The sequence below is a fragment of the Legionella genomosp. 1 genome (genome assembly GCF_900640215.1).
Classification (GTDB): domain Bacteria; phylum Pseudomonadota; class Gammaproteobacteria; order Legionellales; family Legionellaceae; genus Legionella_C; species Legionella_C quinlivanii_A.
Genome location: NZ_CAAAJH010000007.1, coordinates 125,206 through 143,923 on the forward strand (window position 1 = coordinate 125,206; position 18,718 = coordinate 143,923).

The following is an 18,718-nucleotide window of genomic DNA, read 5'->3' on the forward strand; positions in this document are numbered from 1 at the left end:
AACAACTTATAAAATAATTATTCACTTTAATATTAATTTAACAGATAATTCTTGAACACTCAGAGTCTGTGAGAATCAGAGCGTTTCTGGATTGACATGATTGATTATCAGTTGGAATTAAAAAAGCTAAATCAACTTATCAAAGATGCTGAAATTGGTGTACTGCCTATTACACAAACGCGGCTTGCCACTTTATATGATACTCGCTCCATGCTCTGCCTGTATCTTTACATCAACCCCTCTACTTCAATTTCTCAAATTCGTAAACTACCCCTCCCTTCCAACTTTAGTATTGATGAAATCGATAATGATCCACAAAAGCTTAAGCAAAAGTTACAAATTCAAATTAACCACAATCTGGGAATTTATAGTGACTTGGATTTAATTCAATACATGCTTCTGCAGCTTCAACCTTTTATCAGCCAAAATCCTGTCTTCGCTGAATTTTTTAAAACACTGGAAAAATATACGATATTGGAAAATCAAGAACTGACAAAGAATCTGCTTTCCTTTGGCAACTACATGGTTGATTGCTTGAAATCAAGACATGCCTTTAGCTATGAAGAACAGCATGTGATCCTGAATCTGGCACAAATATGTAAAAATCGGCGTTTTTTTCAGGAGAGGCGCTATTTATGGCCTTTCGAGGAATTACACCCCGATCCTAACGATCTTGAAAGCCCATTCAATGCGCGAAACGTTCGCCCTCCTCTGCATCGCTTGTTACAAGCCGTCAGCTTTTCTATTGTCTACGTCTCCTCAGGCTTTGGATCAGGGCCAGGATTAGGGCATACTTTGCTGCATTTGGGCGAGGATAAGGGTTACGTACATATTAATGGGCTTTACAATTATCCAATTTACATCAGCGATGCGCATTTTCGTGATTTTTATCTGGATAAGTGGCAAAAGCGGGTTGTCGCTATTCAAAAGGTTCACGTTCCCAATCCCGATGCCGCTATGAGCAAATTAGTTCAGCTATGCCAGACAACCTGGCTCTGGGGTGGCCCTTTGCATAACTGTTTTCATTTTTGCAAACAAGTGCTTTTGGCAGGAGGCGCTTCTCTGAAAGAGATTGAAGGGCTCTGCGTGCCCAACCATCGTGTTCTGCAGCAGGCAATGATTGATTTCTCCCCTCTGGATCTAAGTCAATGGACACCGCCAGACTATGTGCAGTTCCATGAGCCAGATTCCAATCTGCAAATGTTTAAGTCCAGGCCTATTCAGGAGTGGACCATTAATCCTCAGCAAAGAGGAGAGCTGCTCGAACAAATGATTAGCCATTTAGGTAATCTTTATGTATGGCAAAAGCCCTTGCAGAAAGCTCGATTGAAAAGGAAATTAGAAGCAGTTCATAAGGAAATTGAAAAATCTGATTCTGCGCCAGAAGGTTCCCTTTCTAAAAGAGAGCGAATTATACAAAAAATGGATCAGCTCGATATGTACACTGCAAAGGCAGTGGTTCGCAGCCTGATAGAAAAAATAATTTCAAACAGCTGGCCCTTAAAATTATGGGGTGGTACGGTGGTCAATATCGTCCCAGCTGAAGGCGGGGATGCAATCCAAAAGACTGTTCCCAGAAATATGGCGAGAATGATTTCCATTTATCAAAAGCATCTGATGAAAGGAAATGTCGACTATATTAGCATACTCAATGAAATCTGCTTTATCGGCTATATGGCCAGTCTTGAAAATAACAGCAGGTGGACAGCCTATAAGGGAAGACATGATTTGACCAGGAATTTTTACCAATTGTTTAATCAGATGATTAAAGTGAACTTTGATTTTAACAATCATACAAAAGCCACCGATGCTGAGCCACCAAAGGAACTGGAGTTTTAATCAGGCGAAGAATGGCAAGAGCTATTTGATTAGGTGCTTGTGCTTCATAAAGACTAGCTTCATTTCAAATCTGTGTCTTGATGAAGCACCTGCATAATCAGGGAACATCCGGATCCGATTCTGAATAGAGGCGGATGGGGTTCTTACTGATTAGTCCCGCGTACCTACATATTTGTCGTCGAAATAACGGCGCAGCTTGGTTCTTAAAGTACCTCGGCTGATTCCGAGCATTACAGCAGCACGTGATTGATTATATTTGCAATGTTCCATAACTGCTTTGAACAATGGTGTTTCAATTTCTTCCAGAACAAATTGATATAGATCAACAGGATCAGTGCCCTTCAGCTCGGAGAAATATTTCTGTACAGATTGAGTCACACATGCCGCCAGTGACGAAGTTGTATCGCCGGCTTCACTACTGATTGTTGTCATTATTATTAACTCCTCCTTAGAAAAACAGCATCTTACCCAATTGGGCAATTCCTGACAAGTATAGGTTTAGTAATTTGCGCTTTTAACGCATGAAAAAGCACTTTTATAGCATAATTCGTGAATCAACTTATTGATTTAATGGTGAAAAGAGTGATCCACTACTGGATCACTCTTTAAAAAGATTAAAACTTCAGCATAGCCGGGGTAAATGGCTTGGTATTCACCACAAATTGTCCCTGATTAAGACTCAACTCAATAACATAGTCATTGCCTTGCTGTACTAACAATCCGGATTGCAGCATAGATGCAATTTGTTGCTCTGTCATGGAGGCAGCCTGCTGGGTTACGTCTGGCGCGGTTGTTGCCGCACTGGTAGCGGTTCCATTCTGTGCCTGGGCATTTTGTATCTGCTGAACAATTTCCTGTTGAGCAGCTTGAGATCCCAAACGTTGCTTGTTAGTTTGAGTCATCAGCTTCTTAAGGATGGGAGCAGGTACTTTCAATTTGCCATTACCCTGAACCTTTTGCATCACCTCAAAGGGGTTGCCCATTTCGCCCTTGGGCAGGCTTACCAGTAAGTTACCTTCAACCGTTCCTTCCGGCATAGCGAAACTAAGTTCAGAAATTTCAAACTCTGCACCACGGGAAAATAACTTGGGCAGATCAGGCAGCATCGCCATGATAGCCTGTTGCTTTTCCTGTTCAGTTCCCTGCTGTGCCTGCTGAACCTGCTGGTTAAGTTTGGCAAGTACATTGGCATCGAGATTTCTTAACGCCACTTCAAAATTACCAGGACCATAGGTCTGATCTTCGATCTGCATTTTGTTCAGAGAGACTTTGAAATGTGAATTGAATAAATCACCATCAATATCGCTGCTGGAATACATATCCAGACCATCAAGCTGAAATACATTGGCTGTATCGGCTTTTACAGATACTGAAGGAAAGGAAATGCTGGCGTCACCAAAGTATAAACCGTTATCCGCTTTGTACAGATTGTATTCTGAACTGATTTCACCCACGGTTCCGGTTACTTTGGCGTCTTTTTTAGCAAAGCGCATTCCATCAATCGTGATATCCCCTTTAATCTTGTCAACGTTTGAGGTGATGGTCATTGCACTGTTCATACCCAGCCATTCAAACTCTCCGCCGCCTTGCTGAGCCACCATTTTAAAGGCCGGCACTTCCATTTTTACCCGGCTATTATTTAAATAATTTACAAACAGGCTTAATTTAAGTTCCGGAGCTGTGGAATCCGCTGTAAAGAATTGCTTGAACTGGGCCTGGGCTTCATCAGGCAATGGGATAGCAGTTTGCGCATAACCCAACCCAAAACGAACTCCCTTGTGGAAAATAATCGGACCATGATACACAGTCAATGGCATTTGTCCCTGGAAGTCTTGAGCAGGAATTGTGACTGTTTGTCCGTCATCGCCTGTTTCCACACGCTCAGGTGCATGAAACTTCCAATTTAATTTAGCATCTGATTGGAACCATCCTCGATGATATTCGGGAATATCGATAAATACGTTAGCGGATTTGTTAACAATTGCAGCGTCTTTTTTGATGGTACGTTCGGTCATTACACCCATACCATAATACCCACCAAGGATTAGAGCGGCCAATATCACCACCACTCCCAAAAGTTTTTTCATTATTATCTCCGTGTGTTAGTCCAACTCATCAGTTACAAAACCGAATATAAGCTAGGGATAATTAAAACACGAGATTGCCTAACTAGCAAAAGAAATACGATAAAAACCCTTTAATTTGAACAGTCTGTGAGAATTTAAAAGCTGTAGGAGAGATGTTGATTAATAAGAGTTCCTGCTATGTGGCGCCTGCACACCCGAGTGCGCAGGCTTATATCAGACTAATGCGCTTCACGAACTGGATGACAGTAAGTTTCTTTAACCAGGAAAGCCAGTATAAGAGCAACAAGGGAGCAAAGCGGTAATATTTTTAATCCTGCCTGAAAGTCTGTTAATAATAGATTTTCGAGATTATAGGCTCGCGCACCTGCGGCTTTATCAACCAGCCATCCAACTAATGGCTGCATGCAGGCTCCAACAAAAATTGACGCCATATTGGTGAACGCTATCGCAGTGCCCAGCACTTTACCATTCTGAATTTCAGTGGAAACCGCATAGGCAATGGCTACTCCAGTGTTAGTTACTCCAAAAGCGAAAAACAGAAAATAGGCTGTGGAAGTGTTCATATCAGGAATGAAAACAAATAGTGAACTCAGAATTACACCAAAAATTGCCGATGCAATCATCAAGGGTTTACGACGCCCAATGCGATCTGAAATCCAGCCGGAGAGAGGTCCGCTAATCCCCCAGCCAATGAAGATTAATCCAGTTGCAAAAGCGGCTGAATGGGCGGATAAGCCTCTTCCATATTGTAAATAAGCCGGACCAATTGCCTCACCAATCACCGCAGTAGGACCGAACAAAAACCCCGCATAAAGCGCATTCAGCCAGGTTTGACGATGCTTGAGCACTATCATCAGGCTTTGAAAAATACTAAGTTGAGAAGCCTGCTTTTTGATTTCCCGGCGGGGAATTCCAGGTTGATCCTGGACAAACTGATAGAGTAATCCAGCGAGCGCAATGAATAGAAAGGCAATGATCAGCATACTATGACGCCAGCCGACATTAGCGACCAGGAAGGAGACAGGCGCTTCACCTGCAGCGGCCCCCAGCATTCCCAGAGCCTGCGTTAAACCGGATAATAAACCGAGCATCGCGGGCGGAAACCAGGAAGTGGCCAGTCTTAAAGAACTCACAAAGGCAAAAGCGGCGCTAAAACCAATCAGCATACGCCCCAAAGAAGCCACCAGCAGCCCATCAGCCAAACCAAAAACGCAACAGCCCAGGGCGGTAATTAAAGACATTACAGTTAATATGCCGCGGATACTCAGGCGATCAACCGTTAATCCCACAGGAATCTGCATGATGATATAGGGAATATAAAAAGAGGCGGTCAGAATACCAAATCCCGCTTCGTTAATGCCAAAATCAATTTGCAGGCTGCGATGCATTACTCCAGGAGCAACACGGGCCATGTAATCTGAGAAGTAAAAAGCGGCAGCCAATCCCCAGACCAGCCAGGCAAAGGCCAATTGCTTTTTATAACCTATTTTTTCATTTTGAGAGAGGGCGATTTTATTCATATATTCACTGTGGTTGCTAAGTTAGTCCATTAGAATCTATCACGCGATTTCAATCACAAAAACTCGTCACTATGATTAAAACATCAGCAGACTTGAGTTTACATTATACTGAGAACCGGTCATTTTTCAACAATTCTACATAGTGCTCAAAAGCGAGCACAAATTCAAGTTTAAATTGTTAATGCCCTCATTTGAAGCGCAGTGGCTAATGCCAGTCGCGTGGTTCCAGTGGAATAAGAAACCACATGATGAGATATAAAAGGAATGCAGCCCCACCTAATAGAAAGAACAACACAAAGGCAAAACGGACCCAAAAGGGATCGACGCCAAAGTAGACCGCCAGCCCTCCACAGACACCCGCTATTTTCTTGTCCCTGCGCGAGCGCCACAACTTTCGATAAGGTGGTTTAGTTGTTTCCATATTATTCATATTAAGCCATGTAAATAAATGAGTGTAGCAGGCTTGCCTGCTACAAATAAAGACTCAGTATTTTAATCAAACTTTAAACATGTAAATCAGATTATTATCATACCCGATTATTTTGTGTATAATATGCTCAGCATGCCATCCTAAAGAACATTTTCAAGCCTTCGGTTGGCCTTATTAGTAAGTTATGAGGAAAATTATGGCGGGTCAAAATAAAAAACCACTTTTTCGCAGCAAAAAAAACATTGTTGTTATGGACAGTCTCAAAAAACCCTGGCAAGAATTACAAGCCCTTTATATCCGTAAACAATATTGTTCAAATGCGAAGTCGCCAGAAAGTATTGCCTGCGAAAAAACGATTGCATCTTTAAACCCTGAATCAGTTTCCAAGGCCCTGCCTATTGCTGTGGATAAAACAACGCCTAACCCCCTCCCGCGTAACCAGGATCTTTTTGACTTATGTAACAGCATAGCCCGAAAGTTACTAGCCAAAAACCCTCTTGGGGATGAGGATATTGCCAATATCTCACGCGCCGTTATTATTGCCAATCAACATCATTTACTGACCTTTCTCAATGATAGCCATAGTGGAAGTGAAAGGGATTTTTTGTCCTTCATTTTCTGGAAAATCTGTCTTTTGAAAGGTGCTAAGAAGGATGAGCAAACCACAATACTTAAAAATCAATTTAATAAAATCCTTTGGAACACATTTGAAGAGCTATCTTTTGCCAAGGTAGAGATCGATTACTCCACAGTCTCGGAAAAATTACTGATGGAAAGACGAGATACCATTGGGGATTATCTGACTGAAGACAAAATCAGGGAATATGAAGAAGCAGGTTTTGTCATTCAGAGAGTGAATGTGGTGCCTGAGAAATTTACCTCAAAGATCATAAAAATCGATGCACAAAAGGAACAAATGATCCAAAATGCAAAGAATATTAGTGAACAGTCAACGATTGTACTAGACGCTCAGACAAATAAAGTTCTGGCTGTGTTATTAAAAGATGCGATCAATCAACGAGAAAAAGATTCAATCTCCGATTCTTTAAAGGAATTACCTCACTCAGTATTTGCGGGCGGCTCTGATTTCAATAAGAAAATCAGGAAACAAAATCCCGGTAAAGCAATAGGCAGTGCCAGTTTTGGATACCTGCGTCACTACGCGGGCCAGACAAATCATCTGGCTCGCCATCAATTTGACAGCAGGCCTATCCTCAAAGAACTGGGTCAACTTAGCGACAAGTTGAATCTGCAGTTTAAAATGCTATTACCCGCAACCTTCAGGCAAACTGCAAAGGCAATGATTCCTTTCAAAAAAGCGGGATTAATGCTGACTCCTGATAATATTTATACCACAGTGCAATACAATCGGGGAACAAAGCAGGATTTGCATCGGGACACCGATCCTGCAAACTATAGTGTAATTCTGGGTATATCCTTAAATCCAAACGCAGCGATGGGTGCAGGCACCTGTTTTTTTGAATGGAAAGACCCCGTAACCAGCCAAATTCTTCGTTTTAATCTGGACGACGGAGATGCCTTAATTGCTGATACCGATTATCTGCACTGTGTCTATGGCGCAGCTCAAGACAATAAAAAAGCGGATATATCAACCGATCGGGTTTCTTTGGTTTTCTATACCCATAATGGCCTGAAAAGATCCAGAGTGTTTTATGGCTATGATTCTGATACCGAGCACTATCCCATTCCCGAAGAAACCATTATGAAGAATGATCCTCAAGGAGAGCGAATCACAGTACTGGCTCGAGATTATACCATTCCCTATGATCCCGAGAATCCTGAACACAAGGACGAAAAAACCAAAAGTATCAGCAAAACAACATGGTACAAAAGAAGACGGGCAAAAAAAGCAAATGAAAAGGATGAGGCAGCTATTGAATCTGCAAAAGTGCTCTCATCCCTTTCTGAAAAGGCTGAGGATCTGGTTCCATCAGATGAAGAGCGCTCTACCGTGATGAGCACCGTTTATGACAATGAGGAGGAAGAATCCCAAGGTGTTTTCAGGGCCGCAAAACGTCGCCGGAAAGACGAAGAGCCCCAGCCGGAAATACTGGAGATGTCAACAACTCCCGAATGCTCTGATGATGAAATTGAAGACGCGATGGAGATTGGCTCACATACGCTTGCAGCGCTTTCAGCAAGCCAGAACAAGGACGCTCTCAGCACAAAAATCCCGGTAACCCGTAAGCAGAGCGGTATGATTACGACAAGCTACAGCGGTACGTTATTCAATACAAACCTACCGATAACCCGCTGTCAGAGAGGCATGGTTTCGGCAAGCTACAGCGGTAGTAGCTTATTCAATACAAACCTCCCGGCGACCCGCAGGCAGAGAGGCATGACGACAGTAAGCTATCCCGGTATGTTCTTCAATGAGCAAATACCCGCTCAAGCTAGTATGAGTACGGCAGCTCCTGACAGCGAGGCAAGTGACTTGCAATTGTAGAATCATTCATGAGAGCTAATCCAGAGTGCCGACGGCGACTCTGAATTACGTGTTGCATAAATGAATAATAGCTGCTCAAAGCGTCTTTGCGAGCATGGCGAAGCAATCCAGATCCTTACTTTGTTCAAGGTTCGATTTGGATTGCTTCACTCCGTTCGCAAAGACGAGAGGTTTTTGAAATATAGCCATTACTTTATATTAGTTTGCTCTTTCAGCCCTTCTTCAATGATCGAAAGTCCGATTTCCAAATCGCTCAATTGAGTAGTCAATGGCATCAACAGGCGAATGACATTCCCATAGGTTCCGCAGCCAAGCACCACCAATCCACGTTCCAGGCAAAAGCGTGCTAAACGGGCAGTCGCCTCCTTGTCAGGCAATTTGCCCTCTCTATCCTTTACCAGTTCAATGGCCCGCATAACACCCAGGCCGCGAACATCCCCGACAATAGGGTATTTTTCTTTAAACTCTTCGAGTCTTTGTTCAAGTACCGCAGCGAGAGCGGCCACATTAGACAGGATATTACCCTCTTCGAACAACTTAAACACCTCAAGCGCTGCAGCGCAGCTTAAGGGATTTCCTCCAAAGGTTCCCCCTAAACCTCCCTCCATAGCGGCATCCATTATTTCAGCCCGCCCGGTTACCGCGGCAATAACGGTTCCGCCGCCCAAGCCCTTGGCGGTGACCGTGAGATCAGCAGCCGCCACGCCCAAGGTGTCCATCGCGAACAGATTACCAGTTCGTCCAAATCCTGACTGAATTTCATCTGCAATTAAAATGATCTGGTTTGCTGTGCAGAATTCACGAAGTTTTTTAAGATAGGATGCAGGAAACCGGAGAAAGCCTCCCTCGCCAAGGACAGGCTCAAGAATAACCGCTGCCACATTCTCCAGGCCTACACGAAAATTGACCAATTCAACAAAGTCCTCAAAGGCTTCTTTTGCACAATCCTGCCCACACCAGCGATATTCATAGGGAAAAGAAGCACGATGAACCTCAGAGAGGAAGGGGCCAAATCCATGCTTGTAAGGTTTATTCTTTGCGGTCAGCGCCATTGCCATATAAGTGCGCCCATGATAGGCATGATCAAAACAAATAATGGCCTGTTTTCCGGTATAGGCGCGGGCTATTTTGATCGCATTTTCAACGGCCTCCGCGCCTGAATTCAAGAGCAATGACTTTTTCTTAAACTCGCCTGGCACGTGATAATTCAATTTCTCACATACTCTGATATAGCCTTCATAAGGAAGAATATTAAAACTGGTATGCATGAATTTTTCGGCCTGCTGTTTGACGGCATTCACCAGGGAATCAGAGCAATGGCCAGTGTTGACCACTCCAATTCCAGAAGAGAAGTCCAGAAACACATTGCCATCAACATCTTCTACAAAAGAGCCTTTTGCCCTTTCCACAAAAACAGGCGTTGCGTGAAAGGGTCCACGTGCGACATGCTCACGGCGCTCTTCCATTAATTGCAGCGATCTCGGACCAGGAATTGCCGTTTTAATTCGAATTTCTTTCATTCATACCATCCAATAGGGGTTTCATCGAGATTAATATTGACCTGCTTCACTTCAAGATAACTTTCAATGCCATACAATCCCAGCTCGCGTCCGGAGCCGCTTTGCTTATAACCACCCCAGGGCATTTCATTATAGGTCGGGTGGTAATGATTAACCCATAAGATCCCGGCCCGCAATTGCGATGTGACTCGATGCGCTCTCGTTAGATTGTTGGTCCAGACCGCGGCAGCCAAGCCATAATTTGTATCGTTAGCAATCTGAATGGCCTCTTCCTCTGTATCAAAGGGAATCACCACGAGAACCGGGCCAAAAATCTCCTCTTTGGCGATACGCATATTGGGTTTTACGTCATCAAAAATGGTAGGCTCGAGAAAATTCCCTTTTGCAAACTCCTGAGCCTGCGGTCTTTTCCCGCCACAAAGAAGTTTTGCACCTTCCTCTATACCGATCTGAATATAGTTTTCCACTTTCTGCCGGTGTGCACTGGATACCAGCGGCCCCATTTTAACGCCAGCACTTAGACCATGTCCGAGTTTAATATTGGGAATTTTTTTCAGCATTCCTTCAAGCAATGCCTTGTGAATAGAACGCTCTACTATCAAACGGGAACCGGCGGAGCACACTTCTCCCTGATTGGCAAAAGCACCAAACAGAGCACCGTCAATAGCCATTTCAAGATCGCAGTCCGCAAACACGATATTGGGATTTTTTCCTCCCAGCTCCAGAGAGATTTTCTTCAGGTTTCCGGTTGCCGCCTGCATAATTTTCCTGCCGGTTGCAGTTCCACCAGTAAACGCGATTTTATCGACCAGGGGATTGCTGCTTAGCTCTTCACCTACCCCCGCTCCGGGTCCGGTTATCAGATTGACAACGCCAGTGGGAAATCCACATTGATCAATTAGTTCAAATAATTCCAGAGCGGTTATCGGAGTTAATTCCGAGGGTTTGAGTATCACGGTGTTCCCCGCCGCTAAAGCGGGCGCCAGTTTCCATGCCGCCATTAGCAAAGGGAAATTCCAGGGGATAATTTGTCCGCATACACCAATTGGTTCGCGAACGACATAACTGAATGAATTGGCAGGAACCGACATGGTTTCGCCATGAATTTTGGTGGTGAGCCCGGCATAGAACTCAAAACAGTTAGCCGCATCGGCTACATCGTATTCCGCTTCCGCCAGTGGTTTTCCGCAATTCTGGGTTTCAAGCTCAGCCAGTCTGCCGGCATTATCTCGAATTAAATCAGCGAGCTTAAATAAAAGTTTACCGCGATCCAGAGCGGATACTTTTCGCCATTCACTGTTATCAAAGGCTTGGCGCGCAGCCTCAATGGCCAACAGGGCATCTTCTTTACTGCTTTCCGGCACTTTTGCAATTAAATCACCATTACCGGGATCAATAATATCGCGGGTCGCACCGTTTTTTGCCAGGGTAAACTCCCCATTGATATACATTCTATAGGTTTTCATTTTAAGCCCCATCTTTCAGTCCATTTGTTTATGGCAAGCATTAACTTAACTTTACTGTTTTTATTCAAGTATATTACATCGAACTCAAATTATTTTAGAATCAAAAATAATATATTTGTTTAAATTTTGTTAATTTTAGCTTAATATTACCCCTTTTGAATGAATGATAATTAAGAGGTTGTCTGTATGCGCCTTACGCCGTTACACGAGTATCATATTTTAATGGCTATGATTGAATTTGCTAAACAATGCTGTTCTCCCGAAGAAATAACAAGTCTTATCGACAAATCAGAAATAAAAAACATGTTGCTGCTCATGCAAAATTCTGAGAAACATAATGAGCTTTTCAAAAGTCAAACAGTGCGCACTAAGCGTATTTTATTCGCCCTGCTTTATCAGATTTTTCAAATTTCACCGGAAATCCTCGATTTCGGATCTTTTTTCACGGATAAAAACCTGGAAAAAGTGCTTAAGGGAAAATCTACAAAAGAATCTACAAAAGAAAGTACTGAACTAATCCAGAAATATGTGAATACCAGACTGGGAGAAGCCACTGGCATAAACCATAGCCAAACGAGCGAACCAAGCTCTCCAAGAGGACAGTTTACATCGCCTTTCACTCTTTATAATTCATGCCCCAAATCGCCTCCTTTATCGCAAAGAACGGGGCCAAACTCTGAGAAAAATGGTATTGAACTGCTTTCCAGAAAGGGATTCACCACCATCGAAGACTTTTTTGAAGGTTTATTTTCCATCGATAAGAAAAAAACTGCCGAGTTTATTTTAAATTTAGCGCGCAGAAAAGATAAAGTATTTACACAGGCCTTTGAAATATTTCAACATGCTGAGGGACAAACTCGCCAAATTTCAGAAATTCTGGCTGATCAACTGTCAGATGATGAAATGTTGACTGTATATAAGCACTTATTGAGATATGAAGAATTAATGACATGGTGTCGCGGGAATAACTTACTTATCCAATTGCTTCAGCTGCGATTAGGCAAAGAAGAGCACGCAGGATTTAAACAATTTATTCTGGAGCAGACTTCTACTTTGACCTCGTTTTTCAGAAACTTAAACATCAATGAAAAGACTTATTCTGTGGGAAGAGCAGATTTTCAGGCAACCCCAGGTGCCATTGAGTCTCTGCAGCAGCAATTTAAAATAGTGATGGAAAACATACTTTCTCCCGCTCGATTCCCACCAGTAGTTCAGAAATTTTTAAAATTGGCTTATTTCGATCTCCGGCAGAAGGATTCTGATCTGGGAAACAGCCAGCGAATTTTTCTGGCCTTCATTTTATTGCGTTTTATTAATCCGGTTATTTTTCGGGAAAAGATGAGTACGGATAATTCATCTCTGAAAATTTATCTGAGTATTCTTTATAATGCGATCCAGTCAATTTCCTCACCAAGTTCGGATAAAGAGCCCATTCAAGGGGAGCGTAATGTGCAAATTGAAGTGTTTGATCCGGTTACTCGTGATGAAAATTATAGACAAATGATATATCAGCAGATCTTTACAGGTCTTCAACTGGAAACAGCCGCTCAGACTCAGGAGCTTTTAACAAATCCCGCCGAGCAAGCCGGAACAGAGAATCATAGTCTTGAGGTATTGGGTAAATTAGTCGATGATTTTTTTGGTTTAAAACTTAAAGAGAATGGCCATATTGAACCTCGTTCAGAAGGCAGGCGCAAAGCCCAATCGATTTTCAAGGCTTTGCCAGCCATTTTACCTGAAGACTCAAGTACGGCCCCTACCAGTACCATGTAAACAGCATAAGCTGACTCATTCTTGTCTTTGCGAATGAAGTGAAGCAATCCAGAGCGAAACTTGAACAAAGTTATGTGTTGGATTGCTTCGCGGACGCTCGCAAAGACGGTTTTATTATCCCATCTTCATTTATGCAACAACGAAGCCTGCCGCAGGACACAGCTTATGAGCAATCTAGGCAAATAGCTTGTTGATCGAGAGGCTCACCGCTTGTGTACTCAAACGCTGGCTTGTATTAAACGATAGAAGCCCGCCATTGAAGCCCTCGTTTATTTCCGGAGTGAACGATATCACATGGTTTTGTTTATACGTCTCTGTTTTTGAGTAGGTATAATTGAGCATTAAAAACCAGGAAGGATTCAGAAAATACGCAATTCCCGCCTGAACAGCCCCACCCCAGAGCCATTTCTCATCAGAAAAGCCGTTTAAATTACCAATATAATAACCTGACTGCGTATCTGAGCTTCTGTATACGCTATGCTCAACTTTCTGCAAGGAAGGCCCTGCGCCCAAATAAAGAACGCTATTTTTAAATGAATGTCCTATCAAAGCCGGCAGCATCAATTGATTATCCATTTTAGTTTTAAAACCTTCCACCCGAAGCTCATTGCTCACCGCTTCGACAGGATTAAAAAAGTGAATGGATGCCGCGTTATGAGTCACATCTAACCTTGAATGCTGATAGACCAGCTCCAGCCCCCACAACCAGCCGCTGTTATTTAATGCTCCGAAATAACCCACCTGAGCCATAGGAATCAATTTATCCTCCGATTCAGAATAGCTGTTCCTTGCTCCCGAATAGATTCCCAGTGGCGGAAAACCACTATCGACATTTAATAGAGCCGAGTCACTGGATTTGACTCGCAAGGCCTCATAAGCTCCGCCGATGCCGATGAACAATCCGCCAGGACTCGGCGCTGCAACATCGCCCATGCTGCCTGCAATCGCTGTCGGAATAAAAAGAGTTAATGCCAACAGGCTAATACCATTGTACTTCATATCAATCGCCGCCTTAGTAGTAACAGTTATTCAAGTTGTCATTAGGACAATTACAGGTTCCAGAGAAGGTTATATGCCCATTTACAATCGATTGCACCGTACTGGTACAGGAGGGGGTTCCTCTGATGGTGATTGTCGAACCGGGAAATACCAGATACTGAGGCCAGGTCGAATCCGTGGGTCCTGGTTGTCCGGTACTGCTTGCCGTAATGGTCGAAACCGCTCCTGTGGAAGGATTGGTTCCACGGATGATAAGCGTATAGGGGTGGGCAAATCCTACGATAGTTAAAAGGGTGCCGCTGGAAAATCCCTGACAACCCTTGTTCGCTACCATGCTGTTGACAGGCACCAGACCAGCCGCTTTCTGGAAACAGTTTGAATCAAAAAGCCCGTAATGCCCTTCGGCTGAAGTACTGCCTTTATTAGGCTCGTCATAGGCTTCAAATGCCAGAACGGCAATTGGATAACCGGAAAAGGCGACAAAATTCGCAGCACTCGCCTGATAAAGAGCCTGATAATACGTTACTGCATTCGCTATACTGGGAAGACATGGTCCAGGAGAGTTACAGGCGTATTCGCCGGTAGAACCGGCTGTTGCCCAGCCTGTTTCGGCAGACATCAGCACTCTTCCTGGTGAGTAAAATGGCTGCTGTGCGGCTGCCGGTAAAGCTGGAGGATTGGCGGAACCTACTACCCGCAGATAATCCCATGCTAATGAGTTCTGTAGTTGGTTCTGAGTGCTCAATGGCGGTGTCCACACAGCATTCGCCGGAGGAACTCCCCATTGAAAGGGATAGGGATCAAAGGCCAGCGGGGCTGCTGGCGAATAGCTATTGACCAGAGCTATCATATCATTTGTAATTTGCACACTGGGAGTAACGAGATTGCCGCTAATCAAGGCCGAGCTGACCGGAGTGCTCAGGCCTGCCGCGGCCAGAGTAGACTGCAGCGCCGCTACCGCAGACGTCAGATAAGTGACATTGGATGTCACTGGATTGTTACAAGGCGGAATCACATTTCCTGCCTCACAATAATTCTCGTGGCCTGCGAATACCAGAATCACTGTATCATTGAAAACCGCCTGCCCTACTCGCGCAATCACCGCATTCAGGGTTGCCTGGGCACAGGGAATGTATCCCTGACCGGCTGAAGGAATTGGACATCCATTCACCGGTGAATCAGCAGGCTGCTGCGGAATCACCGCTTCATAAATCACTTTCATCCCCAGAGCATTTGCCTGCCTGATAATTTCAGCCCAGGAATACACCGTAGTCTGATAAGATCGAACCGTATAAAATCCTGCTTCTCGTAATTGCAGCAATTCAGCATAGACATTACTGACCGGAGCTCCCGTTGCATCATTACCGACAATAAACACATCATGATTATTCTGAGCGACATTACCGGCATAATGATTAGGCTGATAATCAACCCCTACCAGATGATTAAAATTATAAGCCGCGTGGCTTGCAGCAGAGTAAAACAGAAAAAACACTGAGAAATTCTTTAGTGCAGACAGCATTGTGATCATCCCTGTACTGAATAAAAACTTAAAGGCGCTGTACTTTAACATGAAAATTCGGAAAAAATACAATAAGATTTCGTTGATTAGCTTTCAAATGTGAATGCGTAAAAGCGCAGATGAGGAGTAAGCGCCTTAATGGTCACAATACCTTCCTGGGATTTCTGATGATTAAGCAGCTGATAAAGCCTGGCTTCGGAGATAACAATTTCCGATTTCTGCTGCTGATTATCAATGACTTCAATCTTTCCCCTTTGCTTTGAAGAATTCTCAACCACCAGGAATACTTTTTTTGCTTGATAGTGCAAGCTCAGTTGGCTGGTTGCATCATCATTTTCAATGTATTGCGGGGTCATTTGCCAATGACCAGTCAACTGCCAGTAGTGCAGAGCGAGGACTCCTGCACTGCTTTTTCGGTCTGCTCTGGCAGAACCGAGATAGGTTTCCGGTGTCTGATTTGCAGCGATGGGTACGTTAAATTGTGATGCTTCTTTTTTATTAAGACCTAAAAGATAACGGATATTATTTTCAATTACATCATATTCCCCTTCTCCGAAGTTAATATATACCACTTCCCCTTGCTGATTAATCAGGTAATGAGCAGGCCAATAATGATTATTAAAATTTTGCCAGGTTAATAACTGATTGTCTAAAGCGACTGGATACGTTAATCCAAATTTCCTGACCGCTTCTTTGACGTTATTAAGCTGCTGTTCAAACCCAAACTCCGGCGCATGAATACCGATAACAACCAACCCCTCTTTGTTATACTTTTGATACCAGTTTTCTATATAGGGTAAGGTCCGTATGCAATTGATACAGGAATAGGTCCAGAAATCCACTAAAACGACCTTTCCTTTCAGCGATTCGAGAGTCACTGCGGGAGAATTTATCCAATGACTTACCCCGACTATCTGTGGTGTCGGATACGACACGGGCAAGCCATTTATTAATTCATTTTTTGTTACCTGCCCAGAAGCACTTTCCCCATTGACAGAAGTCCATTGACCGATATTAATTCCGAATAAACCCAGTAAAGCGAAGCTGATAACCAGTACGCCCATGCTGCGCTTGATTTGAAGACTATGACGATTAATTGCCTTAAGATGATGACTGAAATATCGGCCAAAATAGCCGACCAATAGTAAAGGAATTGCAGTGCCAATACTAAATGCCACAATCGTCAAAACAGCTTGCCAGTTTGTTTGTGCCTGGATGATCTGCACCAGGGCGATCGCTAAAATAGGACCCGCACAGGGCGTCCATATTAATCCCAATAAACTACCAATAATAAAGGCGCCGCCAGGCTGTTCTAAAAACCGTGCTTTGCTGAGCTGCTGCGCCTGATTGGCTAATCGGTTAGTGTAACGGGCGAATTGCTTTTCCAGGATGGGTACAAGCATGATAAATCCCAGTATAAGCAGCAGTAAATATGCAAACCACTGGATTTGATCCAGATGAACGCCTGTTGCAAACAATAATTGCCTTGAAAGCAGGGAGAAGAAACTGAAGCTTAAAATGAAACCGGAAACAATTTGCAGGGGACGAAATTTTCCACCTGTAAGAGAGGCAGCAAACATGAAGGGCAGGATCGGCAAAATACAGGGAGAAAAAGCAAGTCCTAGCCCTTCAAAAAATGCGAGTGTGGTTTGGATAACATTCATTTTAAAATCGTAACTCCCCGGTACGTCATCCTGAGCCTGGCGAAGGATCTCAAACTGACTTTAGACGATTTGATTGAATTAAAATCTAATGTTAATTGCTTAAATCCTTTTCGCAATTTAGTAAGCGATTTTCTAATTATAGACAGTTAAATCGATATTTGTACTGCACAGTCAGGAGCCCCATTCGGGGCAATCCTGAGCTGATTTTCCAAATTAATATTGCTTGAAAAAATCCAGTTGTTCTTTCAATACATAAGGCGCTGCTTCGGTATGATCCTGGGTATCACTGACCGATTTAATGAATACAGCATCACTTAATTTGCGAAACGCGTCATAGGCAATTTCCGACCCATGATAAGGAACATCCTTATCCCCTTTTGTACCTATGAGCAGCAAGGGTGCAGTTGGCGTGAAATCATAATGATTAAACAGCTGTTTAAGGTTTTCGGAGTTCATATCCCGTTGATTAAGAATTGCATCAAAAAATGCCGGCTGAAGAAGCTGGGCAGGATCCTTGGGCAGAGCATCCAGAATTTCCTCGTTGCCGTGTTTACCATCAAATAATTCCGGAACGAGGGTATTGTAAGGAGGGATAAAAATGTCGTCCAGACTCGTCCAGTAATGTTTATAGTAATGTAGGGAATAAAAGAAATAAGCCATATACGCACTGGCTCGCGGGCCTGGCTCTAAAAGAATAAAGCGTATTGTTTCTTCCCAGTCATAAGGTGCTGAGCCCAAGGCCACCGCGGTAATTGGCAAATGGCTATATTCTTTTGCCAGCAACTCAAACATCACCAGCGTTGAAAATCCGCCCTCAGAGTAACCGGTCAGGTACAGCTTATCATTGAGAGAATAATTCAGCTTAGCCGCTAATTGCTTCGCAGCTAACAACATATCTACACTGCTCCCTGCCAGCGTTTCGGGCTGCACATAGGGATGAAGCGGCAACTCATTATCTCCCAGTCCAAGATAATCAGGCATAACGGTCATATAACCGCCATGACTGCCGAAAGCCGCGAGAATCATATAGCTTTTTTCCATGCTTCGCGAAGGCACATCCTCACGATTAAAACGTGTACCATGCTGATAGCTGACTACACTCACCGCTTTATCCGCTACAATCGGCATGGCAACCAAACCAGAGGCGATCGTAATTCTGCCATCGGGATCGAGGGTTTTATAATGGATTGAGTACAGATTAAGATCATAACCAGCCTCAAGTGTATCAAGAGGCACTGTTTTCTGCAGCACTAAACGGGCCGCACTCTGAGGAAACATTCCCAGATACAGATGATCCACAAGCTGACCTTTTTCCGTATCCTCAATACTGGCATTGCCATGGAAACTCAAGATACAGAGAATTACACCCAACATCCTTTTTGCCCACTGCCTTGGTGACATTGCTAATCCTTTTAGAAAAAAGGCAAATGA

General features: G+C 43.6%; 13 protein-coding genes. 3 read left to right on the forward strand and 10 right to left on the reverse strand.

Going from position 1 to position 18,718, the window contains the following annotated elements; all coding sequences use genetic code 11:
* Positions 1-96 precede the first annotated feature (96 nt).
* Positions 97-1,839 (forward strand): hypothetical protein, encoded by a 1,743-nt coding sequence (locus tag E1O89_RS08750; protein WP_133139828.1) that lies wholly within the window; start codon positions 97-99, stop codon positions 1,837-1,839.
* Between the two features lie 150 nt (positions 1,840-1,989).
* Here E1O89_RS08750 and E1O89_RS08755 read toward each other — a convergent pair whose 3' ends face one another.
* From E1O89_RS08755 to E1O89_RS08770, 4 genes are all read right to left on the reverse strand, one after another.
* Entirely contained in the window at positions 1,990-2,271 is a 282-nt protein-coding gene (locus tag E1O89_RS08755; RefSeq protein WP_058507199.1) for a helix-turn-helix domain-containing protein, read from the reverse strand.
* A gap of 182 nt (positions 2,272-2,453) precedes the next feature.
* On the reverse strand, positions 2,454-3,926 hold the full coding sequence (locus E1O89_RS08760) for a YdgA family protein (protein ID WP_133139829.1): 1,473 nt from the start codon (positions 3,924-3,926) through the stop codon (positions 2,454-2,456).
* Between the two features lie 218 nt (positions 3,927-4,144).
* Complete coding sequence (locus E1O89_RS08765) at positions 4,145-5,446, reverse strand: MFS transporter (protein ID WP_133139830.1); 1,302 nt, start codon at positions 5,444-5,446, stop codon at positions 4,145-4,147.
* A gap of 205 nt (positions 5,447-5,651) precedes the next feature.
* On the reverse strand, positions 5,652-5,876 hold the full coding sequence (locus E1O89_RS08770; protein ID WP_316043239.1) for a PspC domain-containing protein: 225 nt from the start codon (positions 5,874-5,876) through the stop codon (positions 5,652-5,654).
* Positions 5,877-6,072: 196 nt separating this feature from the next.
* On the opposite strand from E1O89_RS08770, the gene E1O89_RS08775 reads away from it, so the two are divergent.
* The gene (locus tag E1O89_RS08775) at positions 6,073-8,343 is read left to right on the forward strand and encodes a hypothetical protein (RefSeq protein ID WP_133139831.1); all 2,271 of its coding nucleotides are present in this window, start codon (positions 6,073-6,075) and stop codon (positions 8,341-8,343) included.
* 188 nt (positions 8,344-8,531) lie between these two features.
* Here E1O89_RS08775 and E1O89_RS08780 read toward each other — a convergent pair whose 3' ends face one another.
* Both E1O89_RS08780 and E1O89_RS08785 read right to left on the reverse strand, forming a co-directional pair.
* Positions 8,532-9,863, reverse strand: a complete 1,332-nt coding sequence (locus tag E1O89_RS08780) for an aspartate aminotransferase family protein (RefSeq protein ID WP_133139832.1) — start codon at positions 9,861-9,863, stop codon at positions 8,532-8,534.
* Positions 9,860-11,329, reverse strand: coding sequence for an aldehyde dehydrogenase family protein (locus E1O89_RS08785; protein WP_133139833.1), 1,470 nt, complete (start codon positions 11,327-11,329; stop codon positions 9,860-9,862). The genes E1O89_RS08780 and E1O89_RS08785 overlap by 4 nt, the downstream gene beginning before the upstream one ends.
* Positions 11,330-11,515: 186 nt before the next feature.
* On the opposite strand from E1O89_RS08785, the gene E1O89_RS08790 reads away from it, so the two are divergent.
* A complete protein-coding gene (locus tag E1O89_RS08790) occupies positions 11,516-13,102 on the forward strand; it encodes a hypothetical protein (RefSeq protein ID WP_133139834.1) in 1,587 nt (528 codons plus the stop codon).
* A gap of 174 nt (positions 13,103-13,276) precedes the next feature.
* Here the strand turns inward: E1O89_RS08790 and E1O89_RS08795 are convergent, their stop codons facing one another.
* From E1O89_RS08795 to E1O89_RS08810, 4 genes are all read right to left on the reverse strand, one after another.
* Positions 13,277-14,101 carry an outer membrane protein gene (locus E1O89_RS08795; protein WP_262337471.1) on the reverse strand — a complete coding sequence of 275 codons (825 nt, stop codon included), beginning with the start codon at positions 14,099-14,101 and terminating at the stop codon, positions 13,277-13,279.
* Positions 14,102-14,114: 13 nt separating this feature from the next.
* Complete coding sequence (locus tag E1O89_RS08800; protein WP_187347034.1) at positions 14,115-15,623, reverse strand: glycosyl hydrolase family 17 protein; 1,509 nt, start codon at positions 15,621-15,623, stop codon at positions 14,115-14,117.
* A gap of 86 nt (positions 15,624-15,709) precedes the next feature.
* Positions 15,710-17,287 (reverse strand): cytochrome c biogenesis protein CcdA, encoded by a 1,578-nt coding sequence (locus E1O89_RS08805; RefSeq protein ID WP_133139836.1) that lies wholly within the window; start codon positions 17,285-17,287, stop codon positions 15,710-15,712.
* Positions 17,288-17,500: 213 nt separating this feature from the next.
* Positions 17,501-18,688: an alpha/beta hydrolase family protein gene (locus E1O89_RS08810; RefSeq protein WP_133139837.1), complete on the reverse strand. Its 1,188-nt coding sequence runs from the start codon at positions 18,686-18,688 to the stop codon at positions 17,501-17,503.
* Positions 18,689-18,718 lie beyond the last annotated feature (30 nt).